This is a genomic window from Salmonella sp. 741265050_HSA, assembly GCF_046569445.1.
Lineage (GTDB): Bacteria > Pseudomonadota > Gammaproteobacteria > Enterobacterales > Enterobacteriaceae > Salmonella > Salmonella enterica.
The window spans coordinates 1-26218 of record NZ_JBKFSV010000006.1; the positions used below are offsets into that span (position 1 = coordinate 1).

At 52.4% G+C, this 26218-nt stretch carries 21 protein-coding genes; 7 read left to right on the top strand and 14 right to left on the bottom strand.

All coding sequences use genetic code 11. The annotated features are described in order from the left end of the window. The 4 genes from ACLD4F_RS12860 to ACLD4F_RS12875 form a co-directional block, all read left to right on the top strand. Positions 1-1131, top strand: a 1131-nt coding sequence (locus ACLD4F_RS12860; RefSeq protein ID WP_411010872.1) for a biotin/lipoyl-containing protein, incomplete at its 5' end; no start/stop codon positions are given. A 15-nt stretch (positions 1132-1146) separates the two neighbouring features. Next, entirely contained in the window at positions 1147-2448 is a 1302-nt protein-coding gene (locus tag ACLD4F_RS12865) for an oxalacetate decarboxylase subunit beta (RefSeq protein WP_000444885.1), read from the top strand. 134 nt (positions 2449-2582) lie between these two features. Then, positions 2583-4202: a sensor histidine kinase gene (locus tag ACLD4F_RS12870; RefSeq protein ID WP_080108443.1), complete on the top strand. Its 1620-nt coding sequence runs from the start codon at positions 2583-2585 to the stop codon at positions 4200-4202. A gap of 1 nt (position 4203) precedes the next feature. After that, entirely contained in the window at positions 4204-4890 is a 687-nt protein-coding gene (locus ACLD4F_RS12875) for a response regulator (protein ID WP_134945045.1), read from the top strand. A 21-nt stretch (positions 4891-4911) separates the two neighbouring features. Here ACLD4F_RS12875 and rihC read toward each other — a convergent pair whose 3' ends face one another. The 8 genes from rihC to ACLD4F_RS12915 form a co-directional block, all read right to left on the bottom strand. Further along, positions 4912-5832 carry a ribonucleoside hydrolase RihC gene (gene rihC, locus ACLD4F_RS12880; RefSeq protein WP_411010873.1) on the bottom strand — a complete coding sequence of 307 codons (921 nt, stop codon included), beginning with the start codon at positions 5830-5832 and terminating at the stop codon, positions 4912-4914. Between the two features lie 15 nt (positions 5833-5847). Beyond that, positions 5848-7050 (bottom strand): XAC2610-related protein, encoded by a 1203-nt coding sequence (locus tag ACLD4F_RS12885; RefSeq protein ID WP_000516315.1) that lies wholly within the window; start codon positions 7048-7050, stop codon positions 5848-5850. A gap of 199 nt (positions 7051-7249) precedes the next feature. After that, complete coding sequence (gene ispH / locus ACLD4F_RS12890) at positions 7250-8200, bottom strand: 4-hydroxy-3-methylbut-2-enyl diphosphate reductase (protein ID WP_001166428.1); 951 nt, start codon at positions 8198-8200, stop codon at positions 7250-7252. Positions 8201-8202: 2 nt separating this feature from the next. Next, a complete protein-coding gene (fkpB, locus tag ACLD4F_RS12895; RefSeq protein WP_000047269.1) occupies positions 8203-8652 on the bottom strand; it encodes an FKBP-type peptidyl-prolyl cis-trans isomerase in 450 nt (149 codons plus the stop codon). 154 nt (positions 8653-8806) lie between these two features. Then, positions 8807-9307, bottom strand: a complete 501-nt coding sequence (gene lspA, locus ACLD4F_RS12900) for a signal peptidase II (protein WP_000042736.1) — start codon at positions 9305-9307, stop codon at positions 8807-8809. Beyond that, positions 9307-12141: an isoleucine--tRNA ligase gene (ileS, locus tag ACLD4F_RS12905; RefSeq protein ID WP_001674865.1), complete on the bottom strand. Its 2835-nt coding sequence runs from the start codon at positions 12139-12141 to the stop codon at positions 9307-9309. The genes lspA and ileS overlap by 1 nt, the downstream gene beginning before the upstream one ends. A gap of 44 nt (positions 12142-12185) precedes the next feature. Then, a complete protein-coding gene (gene ribF / locus ACLD4F_RS12910) occupies positions 12186-13124 on the bottom strand; it encodes a bifunctional riboflavin kinase/FAD synthetase (protein WP_000767311.1) in 939 nt (312 codons plus the stop codon). Between the two features lie 7 nt (positions 13125-13131). Continuing rightward, positions 13132-13347, bottom strand: coding sequence for a DUF2575 family protein (locus tag ACLD4F_RS12915; RefSeq protein ID WP_001726890.1), 216 nt, complete (start codon positions 13345-13347; stop codon positions 13132-13134). A 105-nt stretch (positions 13348-13452) separates the two neighbouring features. Here ACLD4F_RS12915 and rpsT point away from each other — a divergent pair, with 105 nt between their 5' ends. From rpsT to ACLD4F_RS12930, 3 genes are all read left to right on the top strand, one after another. Continuing rightward, the gene (gene rpsT / locus ACLD4F_RS12920) at positions 13453-13716 is read left to right on the top strand and encodes a 30S ribosomal protein S20 (protein WP_001518655.1); all 264 of its coding nucleotides are present in this window, start codon (positions 13453-13455) and stop codon (positions 13714-13716) included. A 455-nt stretch (positions 13717-14171) separates the two neighbouring features. Beyond that, positions 14172-15545, top strand: a complete 1374-nt coding sequence (locus tag ACLD4F_RS12925; protein WP_079944437.1) for an MFS transporter — start codon at positions 14172-14174, stop codon at positions 15543-15545. Positions 15546-15584: 39 nt separating this feature from the next. Continuing rightward, complete coding sequence (locus ACLD4F_RS12930) at positions 15585-17624, top strand: TIM-barrel domain-containing protein (RefSeq protein ID WP_023202431.1); 2040 nt, start codon at positions 15585-15587, stop codon at positions 17622-17624. Positions 17625-17678: 54 nt separating this feature from the next. Here ACLD4F_RS12930 and nhaR read toward each other — a convergent pair whose 3' ends face one another. The 6 genes from nhaR to ACLD4F_RS12960 all read right to left on the bottom strand — a co-directional run bounded on the left by nhaR (position 17679) and on the right by ACLD4F_RS12960 (position 25866). Next, positions 17679-18578 carry a transcriptional activator NhaR gene (gene nhaR, locus ACLD4F_RS12935; protein ID WP_000062872.1) on the bottom strand — a complete coding sequence of 300 codons (900 nt, stop codon included), beginning with the start codon at positions 18576-18578 and terminating at the stop codon, positions 17679-17681. Positions 18579-18640: 62 nt separating this feature from the next. After that, entirely contained in the window at positions 18641-19807 is a 1167-nt protein-coding gene (gene nhaA, locus ACLD4F_RS12940) for a Na+/H+ antiporter NhaA (protein ID WP_000681340.1), read from the bottom strand. A gap of 162 nt (positions 19808-19969) precedes the next feature. Then, positions 19970-21685 carry an aryl-sulfate sulfotransferase gene (locus ACLD4F_RS12945; protein ID WP_079944436.1) on the bottom strand — a complete coding sequence of 572 codons (1716 nt, stop codon included), beginning with the start codon at positions 21683-21685 and terminating at the stop codon, positions 19970-19972. A 126-nt stretch (positions 21686-21811) separates the two neighbouring features. Then, positions 21812-23065: a cytoplasmic protein gene (locus ACLD4F_RS12950; RefSeq protein WP_078057643.1), complete on the bottom strand. Its 1254-nt coding sequence runs from the start codon at positions 23063-23065 to the stop codon at positions 21812-21814. An 18-nt stretch (positions 23066-23083) separates the two neighbouring features. Further along, the gene (locus ACLD4F_RS12955) at positions 23084-24274 is read right to left on the bottom strand and encodes an anaerobic sulfatase maturase (protein ID WP_024797417.1); all 1191 of its coding nucleotides are present in this window, start codon (positions 24272-24274) and stop codon (positions 23084-23086) included. A gap of 98 nt (positions 24275-24372) precedes the next feature. Further along, positions 24373-25866, bottom strand: coding sequence for a sulfatase (locus ACLD4F_RS12960; RefSeq protein WP_000831886.1), 1494 nt, complete (start codon positions 25864-25866; stop codon positions 24373-24375). Between the last annotated feature and the right edge of the window lie 352 nt (positions 25867-26218).

Consider the following 26218-nt stretch of genomic DNA (forward strand, 5'->3'; position numbering starts at 1 on the left):
CTGCTGAAGGCTATCGAGGCGGGTGTTGACGGCGTGGACACGGCGATTTCCTCCATGAGCGCCACCTACGGCCACCCGGCCACCGAAGCGCTGGTGGCGACGTTGGCAGGTACTGAGCATGACACCGGTCTGGATATCCTGAAGCTGGAGAGCATCGCCGCGTACTTCCGCGAGGTGCGCAAAAAGTACCACGCCTTTGAAGGCCAACTGAAGGGCTACGACAGCCGCATCCTCGTGGCCCAGGTGCCGGGCGGAATGCTCACCAACCTGGAAGGCCAGCTGAAGCAGCAGAACGCGGCGGACAAACTCGACCAGGTGCTGGCGGAAATCCCCCGCGTGCGCGAGGACCTCGGCTTTATCCCGCTGGTGACCCCGACCTCGCAGATTGTCGGCACCCAGGCGGTGCTCAACGTCCTGACCGGCGAACGCTACAAAACCATCGCCAAAGAGACCGCCGGCATTCTGAAAGGCGAATACGGCCACACGCCGGTGCCGGTCAACGCCGCGCTACAGATCCGCGTGCTGGAAGGGGGCGCTCCGGTGACCTGCCGTCCGGCGGATTTACTCAAACCGGAACTGGCTGAACTGGAAGCGGACGTCAGGCGCCAGGCGCAGGAGAAGGGGATTACTCTGGCGGGAAACGCCATCGACGACGTGCTCACCGTGGCGCTGTTCCCGCAGATTGGCCTCAAATTCCTCGAAAACCGCCACAACCCGGCGGCGTTTGAGCCGGTACCGCAGGCGGAAGCCGCGCAGCCGGTGGCAAAAGCAGAGAAGCCTGCAGCTTCCGGTATCTACACCGTGGAAGTGGAAGGCAAAGCCTTTGTGGTGAAGGTCAGCGACGGCGGCGATATCAGCCAGCTCACTGCTGCCACCCCGTCTTCCGCACCGGTTCAGGCTGCCGCCCCGGCAGGCGCCGGCACCCCGGTCACCGCCCCGCTGGCGGGCAATATCTGGAAGGTGATTGCCACCGAGGGCCAGAGCGTGGCCGAAGGCGATGTGCTGCTGATTCTGGAAGCCATGAAGATGGAAACCGAAATCCGCGCCGCGCAGGCCGGGACGGTACACGGTATCGCGGTGAAGTCCGGGGACGCGGTTTCCGTCGGCGACACCCTGATGACGCTGGCGTAAGGACGAGGAGCGGAAATGGAAAGTCTGAACGCCCTGCTTCAGGGCATGGGGCTGATGCACCTTGGCGCAGGCCAGGCCATCATGCTGCTGGTGAGCCTGCTGCTGCTGTGGCTGGCGATAGCGAAGAAGTTCGAGCCGTTACTGCTGCTGCCAATTGGCTTCGGCGGCCTGCTCTCCAATATCCCGGAAGCGGGCATGGCGCTGACCGCGCTGGAGAGCCTGCTGGCCCATCACGACGCCGGGCAGCTGGCGGTGATTGCCGCGAAGCTGAACTGCGCGCCGGACGTGCACGCGATTAAAGAGGCATTAGCGCTGGCGCTGCCCTCCGTCCAGAGCCAGATGGAGAACCTGGCGGTGGACATGGGCTACACGCCGGGGGTGCTGGCGCTGTTCTATAAAGTGGCGATTGGCTCCGGTGTCGCACCGCTGGTCATCTTCATGGGCGTCGGCGCGATGACCGACTTCGGCCCGCTGCTGGCCAACCCGCGCACCCTGCTGCTGGGGGCGGCGGCGCAGTTCGGCATCTTCGCCACCGTGCTGGGGGCGCTGACGCTGAACTACTTCGGCCTGATTTCCTTCACCCTGCCGCAGGCGGCGGCGATAGGCATCATCGGCGGCGCGGACGGTCCGACGGCCATTTACCTGTCGGGCAAGCTGGCGCCGGAGCTGCTGGGGGCCATTGCGGTGGCGGCGTACTCGTATATGGCGCTGGTGCCGTTAATCCAGCCGCCGATTATGCGCGCGCTGACCAGCGAGAAAGAGCGCAAAATCCGCATGGTGCAGCTGCGTACGGTGAGTAAGCGGGAAAAAATCCTCTTTCCGGTGGTGCTGTTACTGCTGGTGGCGCTGCTGCTGCCGGACGCCGCGCCGCTGCTGGGGATGTTCTGCTTTGGCAATCTGATGCGTGAAAGCGGCGTGGTGGAGCGTCTGAGCGACACGGTACAGAACGGGCTGATTAATATCGTCACCATCTTCCTGGGGCTTTCCGTTGGCGCGAAGCTGGTGGCGGACAAGTTCCTGCAGCCGCAGACGCTGGGCATTCTGCTGCTGGGTGTGATTGCGTTCGGTATCGGGACGGCGGCCGGGGTGCTGATGGCGAAGCTGCTGAACCTGTGCAGTAAGAACAAAATCAACCCGCTTATCGGTTCGGCGGGGGTGTCGGCGGTGCCGATGGCGGCCCGCGTATCGAACAAGGTGGGCCTGGAATCAGACGCGCAGAACTTCCTGCTGATGCACGCGATGGGCCCGAACGTGGCGGGGGTTATCGGTTCGGCCATTGCGGCGGGCGTGATGCTGAAGTACGTGCTGGCGATGTAATAGTGGATGGGATACGCATGTCGTATCCCATTTTCATCCAAATTTTTTCTGAAAGAAAAGTAAGTATGAACTGGTTCAGGTTCCGGTGATGCCGAATGCAAGAAAATACCGTAATTAAATATCTAAATACCAATATGTTTATACGGGAAATTACACACTGGTTTGCCAGACACTCGTTTCAAAACCGGATATTTCTACTGATCCTGTTTACATCCACCATCGTGATGCTGGCAATCACCTGGTATCTGACCGATATCACGAAAGAGCGCCTGCATTATCAGGTGGGTCAACGTGCGCTTATTCAGGCAATGCAAATATCCGCTATGCCAGAATTAGTTGAAGCCGTAGAGGCGCATGATTTGCCACGCATCAAAGCGCTGATTGACCCAATGCGCTCGTTTTCGGATGCGACTTACATTACCGTTGGCAACGAAAAAGGTCAGCGACTGTATCACGTTAACCCGGATGAGATCGGCAAATATATGGAGGGCGGCGATAGCGACGATGCGCTGTATAATGCTAAAAGCTACGTATCGGTGCGCAAAGGTTCATTAGGCTCTTCCTTGCGTGGTAAATCCCCGATTCAGGACAGTACCGGTAAAGTCATCGGTATTGTTTCCGTCGGCTATACTCTGGAACAGTTGGAGAGCTGGCTTAACTTACAAATCAGCTCGTTGCTGTTCCCGATGGCGTTACTGCTGCTGGTACTGTTGTACTGCGCCCGCCGCTTCTCGCTGCATATTAAAAAGCAGATGCTTAACATGGAGCCGCAGCAGCTTTCACAACTATTAATTCAGCAAAGCGTGTTGTTTGAGTCGGTATTTGAAGGGTTGATCGCCATTGACTCCCATCACCGTATTACCGCTATTAACCAAACGGCTCGCCGCTTACTGAATCTGAGCCAACCGGAGTCTGAACTCATTGGCTATGCAATCCACCATGTCGTGTTGCCGGAGGCCTTCTTTTACGATGCGCCGCAAAAAAACAAAAAAGATGAGATCGTCACCTTTAACCAAATGAAAGTCATCGCCAGTCGCATGGCGGTCATTATTGACAACCAGCCTCAGGGCTGGGTTATTAGCTTTCGCAACAAAGACGATATCAATACACTCAGCCTGCAGTTAAGTCAGGTGCGGCAATACGCCGATAACCTGCGCGCCGTGCAGCATGAGCATCGCAACCTTATTTCCACCATTGCCGGACTGCTGTTCCTGAAGCGCTACGATAATGCGCTGGCGCTGATTCAGCAGCAGTCGGAAAGCCACCAGAAAGTACTCGATTTTATTTCCCATAATTTCCGCGACCACCACCTTGCGGGGCTATTAATCGGTAAATATTATCGGGCAAAAGAGCTGGGGCTGGAGCTGATTTTCGATCCTTCAAGCTTTGTTGAACACCTGCCGTCATCGCTCTCGCATAATGAATGGATTTCGATTGTTGGCAATTTATTGGACAACGCCTATAACGCCACCCTGCTCAATAGCGAAGGCTCGCGACAGATTGAGTGCCTGATCAATAGCGAAGGTAATGAAGTCATTATTGAAGTTGCCGATCAGGGATGTGGTATTGACGAAAATATCCGCCAGCATATTTTCGAGCGTGGAGTGACCACCCACAACAACGGCGATCACGGAATTGGATTATGGTTGGTGCACAGCTACGTCAAGCAGGCCAATGGTGACATTATCGTCGATAACAATAATCCTTTTGGCACCATTTTTACCCTCTATATCCCTTTTACCAGAGAAGAATAACATGGATAGCATTACGACACTCATCGTTGAAGACGAACCGATGCTAGCGGAAATCCTGGTGGACACCATCAAGCTTTTTCCCCAGTTTTCAATCGTCGGCATCGCAGACAAACTGGAAAGTGCAAAGAAGCAAATACGCCTCTATCAACCACAGTTAATTCTATTGGATAATTTTTTACCCGATGGCAAAGGGATCGATTTAATTCGTCATACCATCAGCACCAACTACACGGGGCGAATTATTTTCATTACCGCCGACAATCATATGGATACCATCAGCGATGCCTTACGCATGGGCGTATTCGATTATCTGATTAAGCCGGTACATTATCAGCGCCTGCAACATACCCTAGAGCGGTTTACCCGTTACCGCAGTTCATTACGTTCCAGTGAGCAGGCAAACCAGACGCACGTTGATGCCTTATTTAATATCCAGGCCAAAGAACAAACCGCAGAACCGAATAGCGGACTGCGGGGAATTGATGAAAACACCTTCAACCGGGTACGACAAATATTCGCCGACCCGCAGGCAGTACATACAACAGACACTCTGGCGCAAATTCTGGGCAGCAGTAAAACCACTGCCCGACGCTATCTGGAACAAGGCGTGAAAAATAACTTTCTCGAAGCGGAGATCAGCTACGGGAAAGTGGGCAGGCCGGAGAGACTCTATCGCGGCAAAGTATGAGATTATGGTGCCAACATGTAATTACGGCGCATAGGCAAACACCTCAGTCACCCACTGACGAAAACCGTCCACATCCAGCGCCAGCGCCACCTGCGCGTTGGCGGGCTGCCCCAGACGCCCTTCAATATCCACCACCGTGGTACCGGCGGTATATTGCCCCTGCGTTTCTACGGCCACAAAACAGGATTGCAGGGTAAAAAGCTCCGGACGCACCAGCCAGGCGATCGCGCAGAGATCGTGCATCCGGACGCCAGTGCGCATACTACCGCTGCGATAATGGTTGAACAGGCTGTGCAACATCTTACCGGTGCGATTCAGCGCGGGCAGTTTACTTAGAAAATCTGGCGAGAGCATTGCCTGATTCGTGACGTCCAGCCCACACATCACAATCTCCAGACCGCTGCGGAACACCAGCGCCGCGGCCTCCGGATCGACAGCAATGTTAAATTCAGCATTAGGCGTAAAATTGCCGCGCCCTGCGGAACCGCCCATCAACACCAGACGGCGAATGTTACACGCACACTCCGGATAGTGCATTAGTAGCAACGCAATATTGGTCAATGGCCCAATCGCCACTAATGTCATGGGCTCCGGGGCGTTCATCAACACATCCCGGATAGCGATAAACGCAGGCTTCGCCAACGGTTGGCGCTGATGGTCGACAAAATCATAGCCTTCCATACCGGATTCGCCGTGGACGTATGCCGCATCGCGTAACGGACGCAGCAGCGGCGTCGCGGCCCCTTGTGCAAGTGGCACATCGGCGTCCCAGAAATGCAGAAGCTGCAACGCATTACGGGTGGTTTTTTCGACCGAAACGTTGCCGGCAACGGTGGTTATTAGTTGCAGATCCAGCTCAGGGGCGAACAGCGCAGCGGCAATCGCAGCCGCGTCATCAATGCCCGGATCGGTATCAAGAATAATGTGTAGGGATGCTGTCATTAACGCTCTCCTGACCTATTGTTTTATATCTTCATACTCAGCGCGACTGATGCAGGTATCAGGCACATCGTCATCCGTCACCAGACGCGGACTTAGCTTATTACCTTCGACAAACGGAACTAATGGGCAAAAACGCCCTGGCGATGCTTTGTTTTCCTGCCACTGAATCTCAAGCGATTCGGGCTCAGCGCCGGGTTTTTCTGCCTGAATCACGGTACGAACATTACCGGTTAGCCAAAAAGGTTGACACGTCTCATCAAGGCTAAAAGGCGGCGTCAAATGACCATTTTTACGTACTAGCGGATAAATAATACGCCCATCAGCGTAGGAAGGTATCATGTAGCAGTTATACATTTTGCCTTTACTGATCACAGGCTGAAAGTAGCTTTCACCGCGATCGATCAGTTCAATCGTTTTTCCTTTCCAGCGATACACATTGACGCCATGGCTGCAGCAACCGCCGCGCCAATAGCTGACAATCTGTTTATGTTCAGCATCGATCTCTGGTGAAGTGATTTCCTGATAAGACGCTGGCGCATCAACATAACGCTGTTTGGCGGGGTCATAGAGCCATGTTTGTACTGGAGCATCCGGCCCTGCAAGTAGCTCTGTTACAATCGACAGATCCGGGTAGCCATCAAAATTGACATCCCCCCATTGAGGCATAAACGGGCTACAAGTGCCCACCGAGGCGGTATCTAAGGTCTGTATGAGTTTACCATCACGGTATAATTTTATCGCCGAAATGGCAGGCGTATTGCCGCAATCAATCTCTTTGGAAGGGTCGTAACCCCCTGCATCATTCGTGTTCGTGACCAGCACAATATCAGGGGAGTTTTTAGGTTTGAGGTAGATAAGGGCAACAGGAAAATGTCGTTTTTTATCTGCGGACGTCCATTCGCCTTTAATCTCACTACTGGAGATTTCCGCATTCCAGTAACCCGAAAGCGCCTTCACGCGTTCTTCAAGATGCACCTCTTTATCCTGGAGTGAGCCGCGTAGAACAATCACTGCCTTGTGCTGATTGCAAGGTTCATAGCAGTAATATCCATTAAGAGAGTTACCAAATCGCGTGATATTAACGTTTACCGGTTTCCCCGCGATAGTCCCGGTATAGTTTCGCTCCCAGGCGGGTAGCTCCAGCACCGTGGCGCTTGCCGCGTCCATCCAAAAGCCGATGGCGAGTAACGTTGGCAATCCATATTTTATTTTGCCCATTTCCCTTATCCCTGTAGGTATTACAACCCAAAAACCAGCAACGATTGTGCTGGTTTTTCAGATGAATAGCAAAAAGGTGGGGCATTAGCACCGGATGACGACTACGCCTTATTTTTCCTGTCGCACATTGAATATCAAAAGAAATCCTTAAGATCTGGTCAGCGTAGCGTCATCGGGCAGATTTCTGAATTGTGAAATCTTATTCGACTTCACGAACATCCACACGCAGCTCTTTCGGCACTTCGAAAACAATATTTTCTTCGCGCCCCTCAAGCGTGACGGCTTCGCCGCCGCCAAACTCGCGCAGACGCGCAATAACATTCTGCACCAGAATATCCGGCGCGGAAGCGCCAGCGGTGACGCCGACGCAGGCGGCTTCTTTCACCCACGCCTCCTGGATATCCGCCGCATCGTCGATAAGAAACGCGGTTCTTCCCATCCGTTGGGCCAGTTCCGCCAGCCGGTTAGAGTTAGAAGAGTTTTTCGAGCCGACCACCAGCACCACGTCAGCCTGCTCGGCCAGCGCCCGCACCGCTTCCTGACGATTAGTAGTGGCATAGCAAATATCGTCTTTGCGCGGGCCGACGATTTTCGGAAAGCGTTTACGCAGCGCATCAATCACATCGGACGTATCGTCCACGGAAAGCGTGGTTTGCGTCATGAAGGAGAGCTTGCCTTCATTTTTGACATTCAGCGTCCAGACGTCCTCTGGCGACTCAACCAGGTACATCCCCCCTTCCGGGTTGCTGTACTGACCCATGGTGCCTTCCACTTCCGGGTGCCCGGCGTGGCCGATGAGAATAGATTCCTCACCGCGACGGCTGGCGCGCGCCACTTCCATATGGACTTTCGTCACCAGCGGGCAGGTGGCGTCAAAAACGGTAAGATCGCGGCTTTTCGCCTCGTTACGCACCGCCTGGGAAACCCCATGAGCGGAGAAAATCAGAATGGCGCCATCCGGCACTTCGCTAATTTGCTCTATAAAGATCGCCCCGCGCTGGCGCAGGCTGTCCACTACATAGCGGTTATGCACGACTTCGTGCCGAACGTAAATTGGCGCGCCGTAAATAGCGAGCGCATTTTCAACAATGCTGATAGCGCGGTCTACCCCGGCGCAAAAACCGCGTGGGTTGGCCAACAGGATCTGCATGTTTATGCCTCCAGCGCCGGATCGATTTCCAGCACTTCAATATCAAAGTGAACGGTATGCCCGGCCAGCGGATGGTTAAAATCAACGGTAATCGAGTCGCCGTTGATTTCGCGAATCACGCCAGGCATTTCGCTGCCATCCATTGCGGTAAAAAGCATAATCGCCCCGACTTCCGGTTCGCCCGCCGCCATAAACTCACGGCGCGAGAAATACTGGATTAAGTCCGGACTGGGGACGCCAAACGCGGCGTCAGGCTCCAGCGAAAACGCTTTCTTTTCCCCTTCTTTCAACCCCAGAAGCTGCTGCTCCAGACCTTCGGAAAGCGAGGTATCGCCAAGACGGAACAGGGCTGGCTTGCCGTTATTGCGGGTAGATTCCGCCGTTGAGCCATCATCCAGTTTCAGGGTGAAGTGAACGAGGATCGCGCTGTTGCTCTGTACGGATTTAGACATGCAAATTGCTCACGTGTTTTGCCCGGAGGCACAAAGAACGATAAAACCGTAGGCCGGATAAGGCGTTTTCACCGCCATCCGGCACCACGTTTGCCTGATGGCGCTGCGCTTATCAGGCCGACAAAACCGGATAAGCGCCACCCGGTATTTACGCTTATGCCTGTTCTTTCGCTGTCGGCTTCGGCAAAAAGCCTTCCAGTACTATCAGCGCCGCGCCGATACAGATCGCGCTATCGGCAAGGTTGAACGTCGCGAAATGCCAGTCGCCGACGTAAAAATCGATCATATCGACAACGAAGCCGTGCCACAGACGATCGAACAAATTCCCCAGCGCGCCACCGATGATTAACGCATAAGCGATGTTATTCAGCTTCTGCGTCGCTTTCGAGCGATACATCATCACCAAAAGAATTACGCAGATCCCTATCGCAATCCCGGCAAAGAACCAGCGCTGCCAGCCGCCGCTATCCGCCAGGAAGCTAAAAGCCGCGCCGTAGTTACGTGCATAATGCAGATTAAGCGACGGGAACAGCCCTACCGTATCCCCCAGAGCGAAATTCTGGAGGATCAGGTATTTGCTGCCCAAATCGATAATCAGCACGACTACTACCAGCCATAACCAGCGTAGTCCTGTTGAACAGAGTGGTTTACTCATCAGGCAAATTTACGTTGTTCGCCATTACCGGCGATGTTGCTGACACAGCGTCCGCAGATATCTGCATGTTCCGCCACCTTGCCGACATCAGTAGTGTAGTGCCAGCAGCGCGGACACTTATCACCCTCGGCACGCGTTACCACTGCCTGAACTGTCGTATTACCAGCATTGTACTGAATATTTTCATCATCAATACCCCCCGCTTGCTCAGAAATCACGAACTGGGAAGTAATGAAGATAAATCTGACCTCTTCACCCAACAGTTTCAGCTTCTTGATCGTACCGTTAGCATCGTCAGCATATTTCAGCGTCACTTTTGCTTCCAGGTTCGATTTGATGCCATTGGCTTTCTGATTTTCCAGCTCTTTGTTGACCTGGTCCTTGATATAGCGGACATCGTCCCAGAATGCGTCATTAAATTCTTCATTCTCTTCCAGGCCAAACAACCCGTCGTACCATTCGCCGGTGAAGACATATTTTTCACGCTCGCCCGGCAGGTAGCCCCAGATTTCATCAGCCGTGAAGGACATGATCGGCGCCATCCAGCGAACCAGCGCCTCTGCGATATGATACAGCGCAGTCTGGCAGCTACGACGCGCGACGCTATCGGCCTTCGCGGTGTACTGGCGGTCTTTGATGATGTCGAGGTAGAACGAGCCCATTTCAACGGAGCAGAAGCGCATCAGGCGCTGTACCACCTCATGGAAGTCGTAAGCTTCGTATGCCTTCAGAATCTCTTGCTGCGCCGTTTTCGCGCAGCCCACCGCCCACCTGTCCAGCACCACCATCTCTTCCGGTTTGACCATATCGGTGGCCGGATTGAAGCCATTGAGGTTCGCCAGCAGGAAGCGCGCGGTATTACGGATACGACGATAGCTGTCTGCGGCGCGTTTGAGGATCTCGTCAGAGACCGCCATTTCGCCGGTATAGTCAGTAGACGCCACCCACAGACGCAGGATATCCGCGCCCAGTTTATTCATCACATCCTGCGGCGACACGGTGTTACCGATGGACTTGGACATTTTGCGCCCCTGACCATCGACGGTGAAGCCGTGAGTCAGTACCTGGCGGTATGGCGCTTTGCCTTTCATCGCCACGCTAATCATCAGGGAGGACATAAACCAGCCGCGATGCTGGTCAGACCCTTCCAGATACATATCGGCAGCGTGACCGGCGAATTCCGGACGTGCGTCAACCACGGAGTAACTGGTGGAACCGGAATCAAACCAAACGTCCAACGTATCCGGAACTTTCTCGTATTGATCAGCATCTTCGCCGAGGATCTCTTTCGGATCGAGATCCCACCACGCCTGGATACCGTCAACTTCGACGCGTTTCGCCACCTCTTCCATCGCTGCCAGAGTACGCTCAATCGGCAGTAGCTCCTGCGTTTCTTTATGCACGAACAGCGACATCGGTACGCCCCAGGTACGCTGACGTGAGATACACCAGTCAGGACGGTTAGCGACCATTGATTCAATACGCGCCTGACCCCAGTCCGGGATCCACTGAACGCCTTTGATCTCTTTCAGCGACTGTTGACGAAGCCCTTCTTTATCCATGCTGACGAACCACTGCGGGGTCGCGCGGAAAATGATCGGCGTTTTGTGACGCCAACAGCACGGATAGCTGTGCTGCATTTTTTCGACATGCAGTAGCGCGCCTTTTTCTTTCAGCAGTTCAATAACGATATCGTTCGCCTTGAAGACGTTAACACCGTCAAGCGTTGGATATGTGCCTGGCAGGTAAGCGCCGTCCGGGCCAACCGGGTTAGCGGTTTCCAGGCCATACTTTTGACCGATCACGTAGTCATCCGGGCCGTGACCAGGGGCGGTATGTACCGCGCCGGTACCTGCGTCCAGGGTGACGTGATCGCCGAGGATCGCCGGCACGTCAAAGCCCATAAACGGATGGGTAAAGCGCAGCAGTTCCAGCTCCGCGCCTTTTACGGTACCGAGAATGGTGTATTCAGCCGCGCCAATACGCTGCATAACGCTTTCAACCAGATCTTTCGCCAGAATCACCGCCTGGCCGTCAATCTGCACCAGCGCATAATCAAAGTCCGGCGCCAGGGAGATGGCGCGGTTAGCCGGCAGAGTCCACGGCGTGGTGGTCCAGATAACCAGCGACACAGGGCCGCTCACGCCCGGCAGACCAAACTTCGCTTTCACCGCATCCTGATCGACGGCGCGGAACGCCACGTCGATAGACGGTGACGTTTTGTCGTAATATTCAACTTCCGCTTCCGCCAGCGCGGAACGGCAGTCAACGCACCAGTGCACCGGCTTAGCGCCTTTGTGCAGATGACCGTTTTTGATAATTCTGCCCAGCGCGCGGATGATGTTGGCTTCGGTTTTGAAGTCCATGGTCAGGTACGGATGCGACCAGTCGCCCAACACGCCCAGACGAATGAAGTCTTTACGCTGGCCGTCAACCTGCGTAGCGGCATATTCGCGGCACTTAGCGCGGAATTCAGCGGCGGTGAATTTCTCGCCCGGCTTACCGAACTCCTGCTCGACTTTCAGCTCGATAGGCAGACCGTGACAGTCCCAGCCCGGCACGTAAGGCGAGTCAAATCCCGACAGTCCTTTGGACTTCACGATAATGTCTTTCAGAATCTTGTTAACTGAGTGACCAATATGAATGCTGCCATTCGCATATGGAGGGCCATCATGCAGAATGAAGGTTTTTTTGCCTTTTTTGGCCGCACGAATGATGCCGTACAGATCATCATCGGTCCAACGCGCCAGCATTCCCGGTTCACGCTTGGCGAGGTCGCCGCGCATCGGGAACCCTGTTTCCGGCAAATTCAGGGTCGATTTATAGTCACTCATCAGATTCTCGGTTCCGTATTTCGGTTTGATAAACACTGTCAGGGTTACACCTGCCCGGCTAGCCCAAAAAACTTGCGGGCCGTTAACTCATCGCGTGCGATTTGCGCTTTTAGCTCATCAAGCGACGCAAATCGCTGCTCATTACGTATCTTTTTACGCAGTATTACATCTATATGGCGACCGTAGAGGTCCATTACAACGTCCAGCAGATGCACTTCCAGTTGTTGACGCACGCCAGCCACCGTTGGACGAGTGCCAATGTTCGCTACGCCGGGTAACGGCTTATCGCCAAGCCCGGTGACTTCCACCGCATAGACCCCTTTGACCGGGGAGACCTGACGGCGCAGCGGTAAGTTCGCCGTCGGGAAGCCAATGGTACGTCCCAGCTCGTCGCCATGAACGACACGCCCGGAAATAGTAAAGGGATGTCCCAGCAGGCTTTCGGCAAGCGCCAGGTTATCCTCCGCCAGCGCCTGTCTCACTGCGGTACTACTGATACGCACGCCGCCTTCACAAAAGGTTTGGGTGCTGGAAACCGCAAAACCATACTCCGCCCCCGCCTTCTGTAATAACAAGAAATCGCCCGCGCGGCTAGCACCAAAGCGGAAATCATCGCCGACGGCAAGAAATTGCACGCCAAGTCGCTCCACCAGCAGTTCGCTGATAAACGTTTGCGCCGTCAAAGCGGCAAAGCGGCGATCGAATTTCACGCACAGCACATAGTCCACGCCGCACTGCGCAAGGTAATGCAGTTTTTCACGCAGGCGCGTCAGGCGAGCGGGCGCTTTATCCGTCGCGAACAGCTCCAGCGGCTGCGGTTCGAAAATCATGACCACCACCGGCAGACCGCGTCTGCGTCCTTCTTCCTGCAAACCCTGCAGTAGAGCGCGATGCCCCCGATGTACGCCGTCGAAATTACCAATGGTCAGCACACACCCATGCGGGGCCTGACTGAGATTATGTATGCCGCGTATCAGCTTCATGTCTGACTCAAAACAGTGAAAATCGCAAGAGTATACCTTGTACAGCGGTCAAGGTTAACCGACTATTGCCCTGATGAAACATAAAGAAGATGCTTTTCATCGCCATGCGGCAAACTCCGCCCCAAAACCCGCCGCTTAATGCAATTTTTCTCATGGAAAGGCTGTATTCACAGCACGCAAGCTGGTAGAATCCTGCGCCATCACTACGCAACGAGTGCTGCAATTTAAACGGCGCTTATTTGCACAAATCCATTGACAAAAGAAGGCTAAAAGGGCATATTCCTCGGCCTTTGAATTGTCCATATAGAACACATTTGGGAGTTGGACCTTGGCTAATATCAAATCAGCTAAGAAGCGCGCCGTTCAGTCTGAAAAGGCTCGTAAGCACAACGCAAGCCGTCGCTCTATGATGCGTACTTTCATCAAGAAAGTATACGCAGCTATCGAAGCTGGCGACAAAGCTGCTGCACTGAAAGCATTTAACGAAATGCAACCGATCGTGGACCGTCAGGCTGCTAAAGGTCTGATCCACAAAAACAAAGCTGCACGTCATAAAGCTAACCTGACTGCACAGATCAACAAACTGGCTTAATCGCCTGCTTGTTATCAGCTTTGTAGAAAAACCCGCGTAAAGCGGGTTTTTTTATGCCTGCTATCTGCCGTTTTGCTCGTCAACCGCTGGCGCTGACCTCACTCGTTCACGCTCTTACTAATCAGCCTATTTTTTCAGCTATCCCTCCCTTAGTCACATAATACTTGAAAGTTATTTTCTTTCACTGTTTTCCTTTTTTTATTTCATTACTGAAAAAATTGTGACCATCTTAGCAAATAAAAACATCGCTCATTCAAAAACTAATAAACGCAATCCTGATGTAAGATTTGATAATTGATTGATGCCGTCGGGTTAACTACTTTTCATGTACACCTTACTCACTCATTTTAATCTGAGGTTAAATTCAGAAACGACATAAAAATAATATTTAAAACTTGCTTAGAAAGTAGAGGTTGTTTTTCTGGGCGTATCGTACCAATATCGGAGTTATCATTATGAGTTCTGTCATTGAGGATACCCAGCCTTCCGGGTCAGCATCATTGTCTTTACTACAGCGTATTAGCTACGGCTCTTTGGATGTGGCGGGTAATCTGCTGTACTGCTTCGGTTCAACGTACATTTTATATTTCTACACAGACGTTGCGGGCATTAGCCTTGCCGTAGCAGGCGTTATCCTGCTGCTGGCGCGTATTATCGATGGCATAGATGCCCCCATATGGGGGATCATCATCGATAAAACGCGTTCACGCTACGGTAAATGTCGTCCCTGGTTTTTATGGTTACCGCTGCCTTTTGCGGTATTCAGTGCGCTGTCATTTTGGTCTCCTGATATCAGTATGACAGGAAAAGCCATCTATGCAGCAATATCTTATATGATTGCCAGCATTCTATTTACCGGACTTAATACACCACTCAGTGCAATATTACCCCTGATGACCTTATCTCCCAAGGAAAGACTGGTTTTAAATTCCTGGCGAATGACCGGTGGGCAAATTGGGGTTTTATTAATGAACGCGACCGCCTTGCCGTTAGTCGCTTTTTTAGGTAACGGTGATGATCACGCTGGTTTTATTTATACGGCAATTACGTTTGCCATTATATCCTGCGCGCTAACGCTCTTTGCGTTTAAAAACATTCGTGAAATGGATACGGATAAAATACAGCATGAACCTAAGTTGCCGATGAAAAAAAGTTTCGCGGCGATGAAAGGTAACTGGCCGTGGATCCTGATGGTGCTGGCTAATCTGATCTTCTGGATTGCCCTACAGCAGCGCAACACGACCATTGTCTATTATCTGACCTACAACCTCGACCGTAAAGATCTGGTACCGCTGATTAACAGCCTGGCGACGATTCAGATCCTGTTTATCATCGCTATCCCCTTCTTTAGCAAATACCTGGCTAAAACCTGGATATGGATAGGCGGTCTGCTGGTCGCCACGTTTGGCGGCGTCATGATGTGGCTGGCAGCGGACAACATTACTTTCCTCATCGCCGCCTGGATACTCGGCAATATCGGCAGCGGTATCGCCTGCTCAATGCCGTTTGCCATGCTGGGCTTCGCCGTTGATTTCGGCGCCTGGAAGACCGGTATTAAGGCTACCGGCATTCTTATCGCCTTCGGCAGTACCTTCTGCATCAAGATGGGTAGTGGCCTCGGCACCGCTTTCGCCGCCTGGATCATGAACAGTTTTGGCTATGTCCCCAACCATGCTCAGAGTGCTGCGGGTCTGGAGGGAATTATCTGGGCCTTTATCTGGGCACCCGCCCTGCTCTTCGCGCTCGCAGCGATCCCACTACTTTTCTTTCGCAAATACGAAGCGATGGAAGAGAAGATTCGCCACGATCTGGAAACCGTCAACTCATAACGTTCTTTACCTTCACCCTCGAATATGGGAGGCACCACCATGCCATTTATGCAACAAGACCCGCGTCGTCTGGTCTGGCAGCAAAACGATCGCTATTTATGGATTGAACCCTGGGGCGAGAACAGCCTGCGCGTACGCAGCGGCCGTCATCTGCCGGTAATGAGAAATGAAGACTGGGCATTGACTGAGCCAGTCGCAAAAAGCCAGTGCCACATTGATTATGAGCACCACCAGGCAACGCTGACCAACGGCAAAATTATCGCTATCGTCAATCAAAAAGGACAGGTTACCTTTTACCGCCATCCACACAAACCCCTGTTGCAGGAGTTCTGGCGCCTGCGGGGCGAAATTGGCGAGGATGAATCATCTCACGGCCAGTACGTCAGCGCACTCAACCTTGAGGGACGCGAGTTCCGCCCTATTCAGGGTGGGAAATATTCACTGAAAGCCCGCTTCGAAGCCACCGAAGGGGAAAAAATTTATGGTATGGGGCAGTATCAACAGGCCAACCTGGATCTCAAAGGATGCGTGCTTGAGCTGGCGCAACGTAACTCCCAGGCCTCAGTACCGTTTATGCTCTCCAGTCTGGGCTACGGATTTTTATGGAACAACCCGGCAGTCGGACGCGTAACCTTTGCCCAAAACGTTACCGAATGGGAAGCGCAGGTCAGCGAACAGTTAGACTACTGGATCACGGCTGGCGATACCCCGGCAGAAATTAGCCGGGCTTACGCGCTGGCTACCGGCACGCCGCCGATGATGCCGGACTACGCCATGGGCTTCTGGCAGTGCAAACTCCGTTATCGTACGCAGGAAGAGCTGCTGGAGGTCGCCCGCGAATATAAGCGCCGCAATCTGCCTATCTCAGTGATCGTAATCGACTTCTTTCACTGGCCGAATCAGGGTGACTGGATGTTCGATGCGCGCGACTGGCCCGATCCTGATGCCATGATTGCCGAGCTGAAATCGCTGGGAATTGAGCTGATGGTCTCCGTCTGGCCGACGGTGGATAACCGTACCGAAAGCTATCGGGAGATGCGCGAAAACGGCTGGCTGGTACAAACGGAACGTGGCTTGCCGATCAATATGGATTTCCTCGGCAATACCACTTACTTTGATGCGACTCATCCGGGCGCGCGCGACTACGTCTGGGGCAAAGCCAAACGCAACTATTACGATAAAGGCGTGAAGTTATTCTGGTTAGATGAAGCCGAACCTGAGTTCAGCGTTTACGACTACGACAACTATCGCTACCATGCCGGGCCGGTACTGGAAGTGGGCAATATCTACCCACGTATGTACGCTAAAACCTTTTTTGACGGCATGAAAGCCGATGGCGAAGACCAGGTTATCAACCTGCTACGCTGCGCCTGGGCCGGCAGTCAGAAGTTCGGCGCACTGGTCTGGTCAGGTGATATTCACTCCTCGTTTAGATCGCTACGCAACCAGTTTGCCGCCGGACTCAATATGGGAATCGCGGGGATACCGTGGTGGACGACGGATATCGGCGGTTTCCATGGCGGTAATATTCACGACCCGAAATTCCATGAATTGCTGATTCGCTGGTTCCAGTGGGGCGTCTTTAGCCCGGTGATGCGTCTGCACGGCAACCGCGATCCGCAGATTTTACCCGCACAACCATACCGGGATGGTATCGCCCAGTGCCCTACAGGTGCGCCGAACGAGGTCTGGAGCTACGGTGAGGAAGTATGCGAGGTACTGACAGGTTGCCTGGCGTTGCGAGAAAAACTCAAGCCCTATATCAAAGCGCTGATGGAGGAAACCCATAAGCACAATACGCCAGTGATGCGCCCCCTGTTCTTTGAATTCCCCGAACAGGAAACAAGTTGGGCAATCACCGACCAGTATTGTTTTGGTCCTGACCTGCTGATCGCCCCCGTCATGCATGAAGGTATGCGCGAACGTGATATCTGGCTACCAGAAGGGGAAACATGGACGGATCTTGCGACCGGTGAAAGCTATTCAGGAGGGCAGACGCTGCATTACGCTACGCCACTGAACAGAATTCCGGTGTTTATCCGCGAAGGTGGGCAGTACCGTAGCCTGCTGAACTTGTAGAATGATTCCGGCTGCGGGCTAGTTCCGCAGCCGGAAGTATTACGGTAGGTACGTCTACTGTAGCTTAAACAATGCCGAGTAGTCCGCATTGCAAATACGCTGCACCGCCGGATGCTGGATCATTCTCTCGGCAAAAATCGCATGATATTCTTCCATGACATTCTCCACGCGCCCAATCTCTATTACCGACTCATCGGCATAAAAATCCAGCGAATAAAGGCTCGGCGCCACAAAAATCGCATCGTGCGTCGCGCCAAACGCCTTCATTAAGGCCGCGTCATCAAATTCACCGAGGATCTCAACCTGCAACCCCTGCGAATTAAACCAGTTCAACAATTTACGCCCCAGCATCGAGCGCCGTCCCGGCACCAGCAAACGTCGCTCTTCCAGGCAGGCAGGGAACGCTTTTTCAGGAAGCGGATTCGTACACCAGAAACTGACGCTGCATTCGCCGATTTTGACTGAGAATAGCCCCTCCTGCTGCGTGGAATCTATCGGGCAGTCGGAGATAATCATATCCAGCTTGTGCTGGCTGAGCTGTTCGAGCAACATTTCGTGCGTGGACTCGAAGCAACGCAGATGTATGGGTTCGTCCACCACCACCGCCGCATCCAGAACGCTGCTGACCAGACGCTTGGATAAAGCATCGGCGACGCCGACGTCAAACAACAGGTTTGATTCTTTGCGGTAATTGACGATATCCAGCATCTCCTGGCTTAGCGTAAACATTTTATCCGCATAGCGAAAAACCAGCTCGCCCAGTTCGCTGGGCTCAAGACCGCGTCCCTTACGTTTAAATAGCTTCCCCTGTAAACGCTCTTCCAGGGCTTTAATTTGACCAGTAATGGTTTGCGGCGTCAGAAAAAGCGCCTCTGCGGCACCCACGACAGAACCTTCTTTATAGACATGCCAGAAGTAATAAAGATGGTTGTAGTTAATATGAGACATGCTCATTCCTCTCCCTGTTCAATGTCGCAAGGGAGCGATACATCGCTCCCCCCTTTCCTTCGTACTGGTTATGCCGGCGCGTTCAAACGCGCGCGCAACCAGCTATACCCGACCACTGCGGAGAGCAATGAACCAATCAAAATGCCCAATTTCGCCCAGTTAATAAGTTCCGGATCGACATTGCCAAATGCCAGGCTGGCGATAAAGATGGACATCGTAAAGCCAATGCCACACAAAATGCCGACCGCCATGATTTGCTGATAAGTGGTCCCCTGCGGCAGATGCGCCAGCTTGAAACGCAGCGCCAGCCAGCAAAACAGGCTAATCCCCAGCGGCTTACCAATCAGCAGACCGGCAATAATTCCCAGCGGCAGCATGGAGGTCAGACCGTCAATCGTGACGCCCTGAAGAGAAACGCCGGCATTCGCAAAAGCGAAGAGCGGCAGGATCAGGTACGCAACCCACGGGTGCAGAACATGCTCCAGACGCTTCGCCGGCGAGCGACCGTGTTTTTCTTTCAGCGGAATAAAGAAGCCGACAATGACGCCTGCCAGCGTCGCGTGAACGCCGGACTTCAGTACCGCCGTCCACAGCACTGCCCCGACCAGAATATATACCCCCGTCCGTCTGACGCCGCACAGGTTCAGCAGCGCCAGCACGGCAATCGCGAACGCCGCCACGCCCAGCGAGACGATAGAAAGATCGCTGGTATAAAACAGTGCGATAATAACGATGGCGCCGAGATCATCGATGATCGCCAGCGCCATCAGGAAAATTTTCAGCGCCAGCGGAACCCGGCTGCCCAACAGCGCCAACACGCCCAGCGCAAAGGCGATATCCGTCGCGGCAGGAATAGCCCAGCCCTCGCGAGTGACCGGATCGGAGTAGTTAAAGGCCAGATAGAGCAATGCCGGTACAATCATCCCGCCGATGGCGGCAATCACCGGAAAAGCAGCCTGGCGCAGACTGGCTAACGAGCCTTGCATCAGTTCGCGCTTAACTTCCAGGCCAATCAACAGGAAAAACACGGCCATCAGCGCATCGTTGATCCACAGCAGCATGTTTTTGTTGATTTCAAGCGCCCCAACCCGTAGCTGAACCGGCGTCTCCAGAAAATCATGATACCATCCACTGGTCGCGCCCATATTGGCCATCAGCATAGCCAGCGCAGCGGCGATGATGAGAATGATGCCCCCAGAGGCATCGCTGCTAAAAAATCGGTGCAGATGTTTCACTTTTTATTCTCTCAATCAGGTGAATTCTTCGAATCTACTATCTTACCTCGCCTGACTCATCGTTAAAATTAGATTATATATGATGAATAGCTCGTTTTTTACGAAATGAAGTCCGACTTACGCCGGACTTTTTTAGTGCAGTCAGTCATTGATGATAGACCGCTACGCGTACAGATCCATTTTATACACCCGGAAACTGGTAATATCGTAGCGATAGCCTTCCCCGTTCGTTTCCGCGTTTTTGTAGTAACCTGACGTCATGGTCGCTTCAAAAAGCACGGTTTTCTCCGTAGGCGCAATCTCCTGTAAAATTAGCAGCCCCATCGCCTCACTGCCCGCCTGCGGATCGATAATATCGCTCTCGCCAGGCTGGCAAGAGATGGCGCGGCCATTTTCATCAAACGTGCAGTCGGCAAAATGCACCACAATATTGCCATTCTGTTGGATCGCTTTCGCGCTAACGCAGCTACTGTAGCCACGCGCGCCCAGCTCCTTGCCGTATTCAAATGGCCGCATAACGGTCATCTCATTCATATTCACCACGAAATGGACAATGCGACTGTAGTTATCCGGCGGTAACAGGCTTTTGCTGTCATCACGTGAACGGTAATTACCGTTATCAAATACCATAAACTCCACTATACCCGGCGTATTATTGGCGATTTCAACGACGTTATGCTGGCCCCACGTCCAAAAGTCACGGTCAGCCGCGTCGATATCCTCCTGTTTGCTAAAGTCGTAAAGCGCCACACCTTCACTGTCGACCGGGGTTAAAAGATAAGGCTGATAAGCGTCGTCCCAGTCTTCATGCGTTGACAAAATAAAGCGTAGCGCTTGCGTTTGTAGATCGACGCCAAACACCGCGCTCTGATGACGCCCGGACGCAATTAACAACTGATTCGTCTCATTCACGTAGCTCTGGTTTATGTGCAGCCAGTCTTTAACCGTCGGGTCTTCTCCCGGCGCCGTACCTGAAGGACGGGAAACCCGCGTCGTATCCAGCACTTTCGCCATATCGTAGTAAGCGGTCTCCAGCCCGGTAGTCAGATCGACAACCGATACGCCGTCTTCATTGGTTTTCAAATCGTCGGGCCGACCCGAGGTATATTCAGAGGGCGCAACAATGGTATTGCTATCCCACGGCCAGATAGAATGGTGAAATTGATTATCGAGATTATAGAATGTGTGAAGACGCCCCATCATGTCGAACTCATACATATCCAGATAGGTATTTTTCGCTTCTGAAGTGGTGAGGAAATGGCCATTATCAATTCGAACAAAATTATAAGACGGATAATCCTGAGTAACGTACCAGCGCACCAGACCATTCTGATCTAATGCGTAATTATAGCGATCGAAATGCGTAATAAAATAAAACCCTGGCGCCATCTTGTCCGCATCGGTAGCAGGTTGCGTCACGTTGATAATCGGAAAACCTAATACGACTTCCGCGGAATCTACCGGCGGTAACGGCTGTGTGGTGAGCGTATAGACGGCAAGCGGCGTATCTGCCTGAGAAAAGACAATATGGTTTTCAGTCTCCGCTACCAGCCCCAGAACCGGCAACAGATTTGCGCCTGGCGTAAGGGTGTAAAGATGTTCTACCGGCATCGCCGTTTTTGCCGCATCCTGGACCGTGACTATGATCTCAGCCGGTTCCAGACTCCAGACGCCAGCATAAGCGCTTAAAGGCGCCGTGCCGTAAGGGTCTAACAACATCAGCGCATTTTCTACCGTATTCTCTTGCGTGACCTGCGCAAGGCAATTTTCATAAATAGCAGTATGGTTAAGCACCATTTCATTATTGATATCGATACCCTGATTAATCGCCGGACGCGGCGCAGGAAGGACAACAGACGTTGCAGTTAACGTATTCATGATAAATCTCCAGTGTATTAATCTCATCGCCCCTCATGGGGACCACGAAAATTAATACTCTGGATTTTTAAGCCGTCCGAATAAAAAACCGCAACAACACCTCATCACACTTTTTATTTTAGCAATTCAGTTACGTGAAGCGTTATATTCAAATTTTAGGTAATCCAGTACGGCAACAACATTGCCAGGAGACATCCGGTTAAGATGCGGCAGGAAGGGATGGTTGTGAACATAGCGAATAAACGCCGTCGCGCTATTTAACGTCGCATGACGTAACAAACTCACCTTTTTATTTCCTGTGAGATTGCATACTGCCATCGCATAATCCCGTGTGGAAAATGTACGCCAGACGTTGTTGCGAATTCCGCCGCTCAAAAACAACCGCGGAGGGAGATCGCGCTTGGGCGGCGTAACGCCTCTTTCACGCACAAACGAAATATGGCAGCGACCCTGACGAAGATAGCTAAAATTCGCCATCATACAGCCGCCCAGAATGAAGCATTCGTGATCGAGATAATGCTGGACATTCAGGGAGCGCTCATCCGTCAACGCCTGAACCAACTCAAAATGTCGATAAGCAGGTAATACGGGTTTTACTAACATCCCCGGATCGTTTTTATATAAAATGGCGGGGCCGTAATCTACATCAAATAATACATTGCGGCGCATGGTCAGCGCCTCTTTTCGCTGCACCAGATGCGCCAGCGTGCCGGATGGGAGCCGTTCTTCGTAATCAGAATGATACTGATAATCCGCCTCCACCGGTTGTGCGGAGTAATTCGTTGAGATCGCGACGACCTTACCGCTCTCTTCTTCCGCCGTCACCAACACGTATAAGCTGCTGTCGCCGCCGTTAAATTTCACGCGAAACGCCCGCGTGCTCATAGCGATGTCAAACGCGGGAAACACAAAATCGCGTTCCGCTTGATTAGCACGACGGGACAGTTTTTGTAATTCGCGGCTAAAACCCGTGCTGTCTATCGCCAGCGCCGCCCGTATTTCAACTAGCGACGCTCCTTCGCCAATCAACGTGGCAAGGTTCTCTTGTCTGGCGTCGCCCCTGATAGCGGTATAGGAGATGAACGTTTTATTACACTGGCGGCAATACATACGCCGTTCACCTTTAGTGGAAAAACCATATTTTTTCAGCGACGTCCCGCCACAATGCGGACAGGACTTCACCAGACCTTTCCAGGATTGATTCGCCGCCTGGCGAAAAAGATTAAGCGATCTGGCTGAGATAATGGGGAACAAAAAACCGCACGCTCGACAGAGAACATTTTTCCCTTGCGGTAGATAGTCTGGACTCTCCAGAATCCCCAGATTTTTGCAGCCGGGCGTTTTGCAAGCATCGACATTAATGTGAGAAAACATATTCACTCCCTGCGAATACTACCTTCAAACAAATATTGACTTTATTTCTGCAGGTGAGATGCCTTTTTCATACAGGGTTCGCATGGCACTCATCGCCGTCGCGGTATGCGAGAAAAAAGCCTGATAACCTGCACACAGATAGTTATGATTGGTTGCGCCTGACACAGAGGGTAAAAAACGATGTTTCGGACAGCCGCCATAGCAGGCGAACTTCCATTGACAGCGATGGCACTCCTGCGCCATTGAACGCTGTTTATCGCTGCCGAACTGGCGATTTTGTTCGCCCTGATTCATTTGACGCAGCGTCTTCTGGTGGATATTCCCCAGTTTAAATTGCGGATATACGAAGTGATCGCAATTATAAACATCGCCGTTCATTTCCATCGCAAACGCGCTGCCGCAGGTGGGAGCAAAAACGCAAACCTGCGGCGGCAGGCCGCACCAGGCCGCCAGCGTCTGTTCAAATAGCTGGATGCCGATATCGCCGATATCCTCACGGATCCAGATATCAAATACCGCATTCAGAAACTGACCAAATTGCAGGCTATCGACCGACCACGGCGTCATCGCGATGTGTTTATCCTGCGGCTGCGCCAGCCCATTTTCCCCGCATCGTTCAACTAAAGGGATAAATTGCATATAGCGGCTACCAATGCTTTTCAGGTAGCGATAGACCTGAACAGGATGGTGCATATTGGTACGGTTAACCACCGTGAGGGTATTAAATTCCACGTCGTGCTGCGCCAGACAACGCACCGCATTTTCTACTTTTTCATGCGTCGGCTTTCCGGAGCGCGTCACTCGCCATTCATCGTGTAACGCGGCATCGCCATCAATAGAGACGCCAACCAGAAAATCATGCTCCCGGAAGAAGGTCGCCCAGTCGTCGTTGATCAGGATGCCGTTAGTCTGGAAGGTATTGACGATGGTTTTGCCGCCACAATAGCGCTGCTGAAATTCAACGGCTTTACGATAAAACGGGATGCCCATTAATGTGGGTTCCCCACCCTGCCACGCAAAAATGACCTCATCAATATCCTGTGCGGCAATCTGCTGCCTGATGAAGAGTTCGAGGGTCTCTTCCGACATTTTGTAATGGTTTTTTCGATCCGGATAGAGCTTTTCTTTCTCCAGATAAAAACAGTACTTACAGTCAAGGTTACACACCGATCCGGTTGGTTTAACCATGACCTGACAACTTTTCCCAAACATCATTACCTTCCCTGAAATAAAAGAACCTGATCCGGCACAGAGTGACCGGATCAGGTGGGCATCGCCCTAAGTGGCATACTTAATTTTTTATAATTATTCCATTAGCCCCAGGTGACAGGCGTCGGCTTATCGCCACGGGCTTTCATCAGCGAATCGTTATCAATATCCTTTTTATACTTCAGGAACTTACCGTAAAGCTGTTTCTCAATCTGCGGCTGTTTACCAATTTGATTGAGCGTCTCGAAACGATCGGTTTTCAGGTTATAGAGATATTTAGGTTTATTCTGGCGATCGATGATCATCTTCCAGTCGCCGTCGCGGATCGCCCACTCATCCGTCGGATCATCCTGGAACGGCATATCGATACCGAAGATCAGCGGTTTCTGGCGTTTTAACGTCTTGTCCTTCAGGAGCGGAACTAAAGACTGACCGTCGTAGGTACGATCGGTCGGAAGTTTAAAGTCCATCATGTTGGCCAGCGTCGGCAACCAGTCAAGACCATATACCGGCGTGTCCGTTACCATCCCCTGTGGAATGTGCTTGCCGTATTTGATGATTGCCGGTACGCGAATGCCGCCTTCCCACAGGTTGTCTTTACGCCCGCGCAGACCGTCGGTTTCCCCGGCCAGGTTCAGCTCGTATACCTTACGCGCTTCACGCGTGACAGGGCCGTTGTCGCTGGTAAAGATGACGATGGTGTTATCTTCCTCGCCCATCGCCTTAATTTTATCCAGCACTTTACCGACCTGCTCATCCATGTAGCTGATATTGGCGTAATATTCGCCAGTGCCGCGCCACGGTTTGTCTGCCCAGTCGCCGTAGAACAGATCCGGATGCTGCTTCTGGTAGTCGGTCATGTACTGCGAATACATATCAAGGTATTTTTTCGGCGACGCCAGCGGGCTATGGACTTCGGTAAAGGCGACATATAAGAAGAACGGATTATCGTCTTTTTTATTATCCAGCCAGTTCACCACTTCAGAGCTCACAAACTCGCCGCTCATCTTATCTGCGCGGCCAATATGTTGGCCATTACGAATCCACCCCGTAGGATGCACCACGCCATAGCGCGGGCGCTCCTTGGCGTTGTCCAGCGTAGCATCGGTGACAAATCCCGCCGGATTAACCAACGTATAGTCAAAGCCCATGTCTTTCGCCTGCGGCTGATCGGTGCGATCGCCGCCCGCATTCAGGTGTAATTTCCCCATCATCGCCGTATCGTAGCCCTGCTGTTTTAACAGGTTGGCGATAGTCAGTTCATTACGCCCCAGCGCAACATCTTTGCCTTCCGGTATCCAGGAACGGATTCCGGTACGGAACGGCATACGACCGGTTAACAGGCCCGCGCGGGAAGGAGAACACAGAGGCGCTGGCGCATAATAGTCGGTAAACTTCACCCCCTCCTGCGCCAGTTTGTCTATGTTAGGTGTTTTAACGATGCGGTGCCCGTAGGTGGCGAGATCGCCATACCCTAAATCATCTGCCAGAATAATGACTAAGTTAGGACGCTTTGCGGTTGCCGCTTGCGCGGTTGATAATACGCTTCCAGCGCATAGCGCCAACCCTATCATACTGGCAACGACTGTTCTTTTCATTTCAACTCCTTTGAGTTATCGCACGGTCTGATTACGATATATTTGCCGATAGACCCGGCTGCGGAATACAGCCTGAATTAATTGCACTATATATATTCGATTTGTCTTATATTTCTTCCATTAACATCGTTTTATCGTAGAAAATTATTCACACTCATTATAATATTAATACCATAAATATATTTCGTGCTAAAGAAAACACGCCTGAAGCAGTCTATAAAAAAAGAAATCGAGAACGAGTGATGCAGATCTCAAATATGGCCCATATGTCAGAACCGCTATTGTGATGTCAATATATGTTGCTGTTTCAACGGTAACACCCTCATTTACTGGCAGTAAGTTGTCTTTGCGA

Bases quoted from the DNA above. Each gene is read 5' to 3' on its own strand.
- ACLD4F_RS12865 (WP_000444885.1), top strand. From the start codon at position 1,147: ATGGAAAGTCTGAACGCCCTGCTTCAGGGCATGGGGCTGATGCACCTT.
- ACLD4F_RS12870 (WP_080108443.1), top strand. From the start codon at position 2,583: ATGTTTATACGGGAAATTACACACTGGTTTGCCAGACACTCGTTTCAA.
- ACLD4F_RS12875 (WP_134945045.1), top strand. From the start codon at position 4,204: ATGGATAGCATTACGACACTCATCGTTGAAGACGAACCGATGCTAGCG.
- rihC (WP_411010873.1), bottom strand. From the start codon at position 5,832: ATGACAGCATCCCTACACATTATTCTTGATACCGATCCGGGCATTGAT.
- ACLD4F_RS12885 (WP_000516315.1), bottom strand. From the start codon at position 7,050: ATGGGCAAAATAAAATATGGATTGCCAACGTTACTCGCCATCGGCTTT.
- ispH (WP_001166428.1), bottom strand. From the start codon at position 8,200: ATGCAGATCCTGTTGGCCAACCCACGCGGTTTTTGCGCCGGGGTAGAC.
- fkpB (WP_000047269.1), bottom strand. From the start codon at position 8,652: ATGTCTAAATCCGTACAGAGCAACAGCGCGATCCTCGTTCACTTCACC.
- lspA (WP_000042736.1), bottom strand. From the start codon at position 9,307: ATGAGTAAACCACTCTGTTCAACAGGACTACGCTGGTTATGGCTGGTA.
- ileS (WP_001674865.1), bottom strand. From the start codon at position 12,141: ATGAGTGACTATAAATCGACCCTGAATTTGCCGGAAACAGGGTTCCCG.
- ribF (WP_000767311.1), bottom strand. From the start codon at position 13,124: ATGAAGCTGATACGCGGCATACATAATCTCAGTCAGGCCCCGCATGGG.
- ACLD4F_RS12925 (WP_079944437.1), top strand. From the start codon at position 14,172: ATGAGTTCTGTCATTGAGGATACCCAGCCTTCCGGGTCAGCATCATTG.
- ACLD4F_RS12930 (WP_023202431.1), top strand. From the start codon at position 15,585: ATGCCATTTATGCAACAAGACCCGCGTCGTCTGGTCTGGCAGCAAAAC.
- nhaR (WP_000062872.1), bottom strand. From the start codon at position 18,578: ATGAGCATGTCTCATATTAACTACAACCATCTTTATTACTTCTGGCAT.
- ACLD4F_RS12945 (WP_079944436.1), bottom strand. From the start codon at position 21,685: ATGAATACGTTAACTGCAACGTCTGTTGTCCTTCCTGCGCCGCGTCCG.
- ACLD4F_RS12955 (WP_024797417.1), bottom strand. From the start codon at position 24,274: ATGATGTTTGGGAAAAGTTGTCAGGTCATGGTTAAACCAACCGGATCG.
- ACLD4F_RS12960 (WP_000831886.1), bottom strand. From the start codon at position 25,866: ATGAAAAGAACAGTCGTTGCCAGTATGATAGGGTTGGCGCTATGCGCT.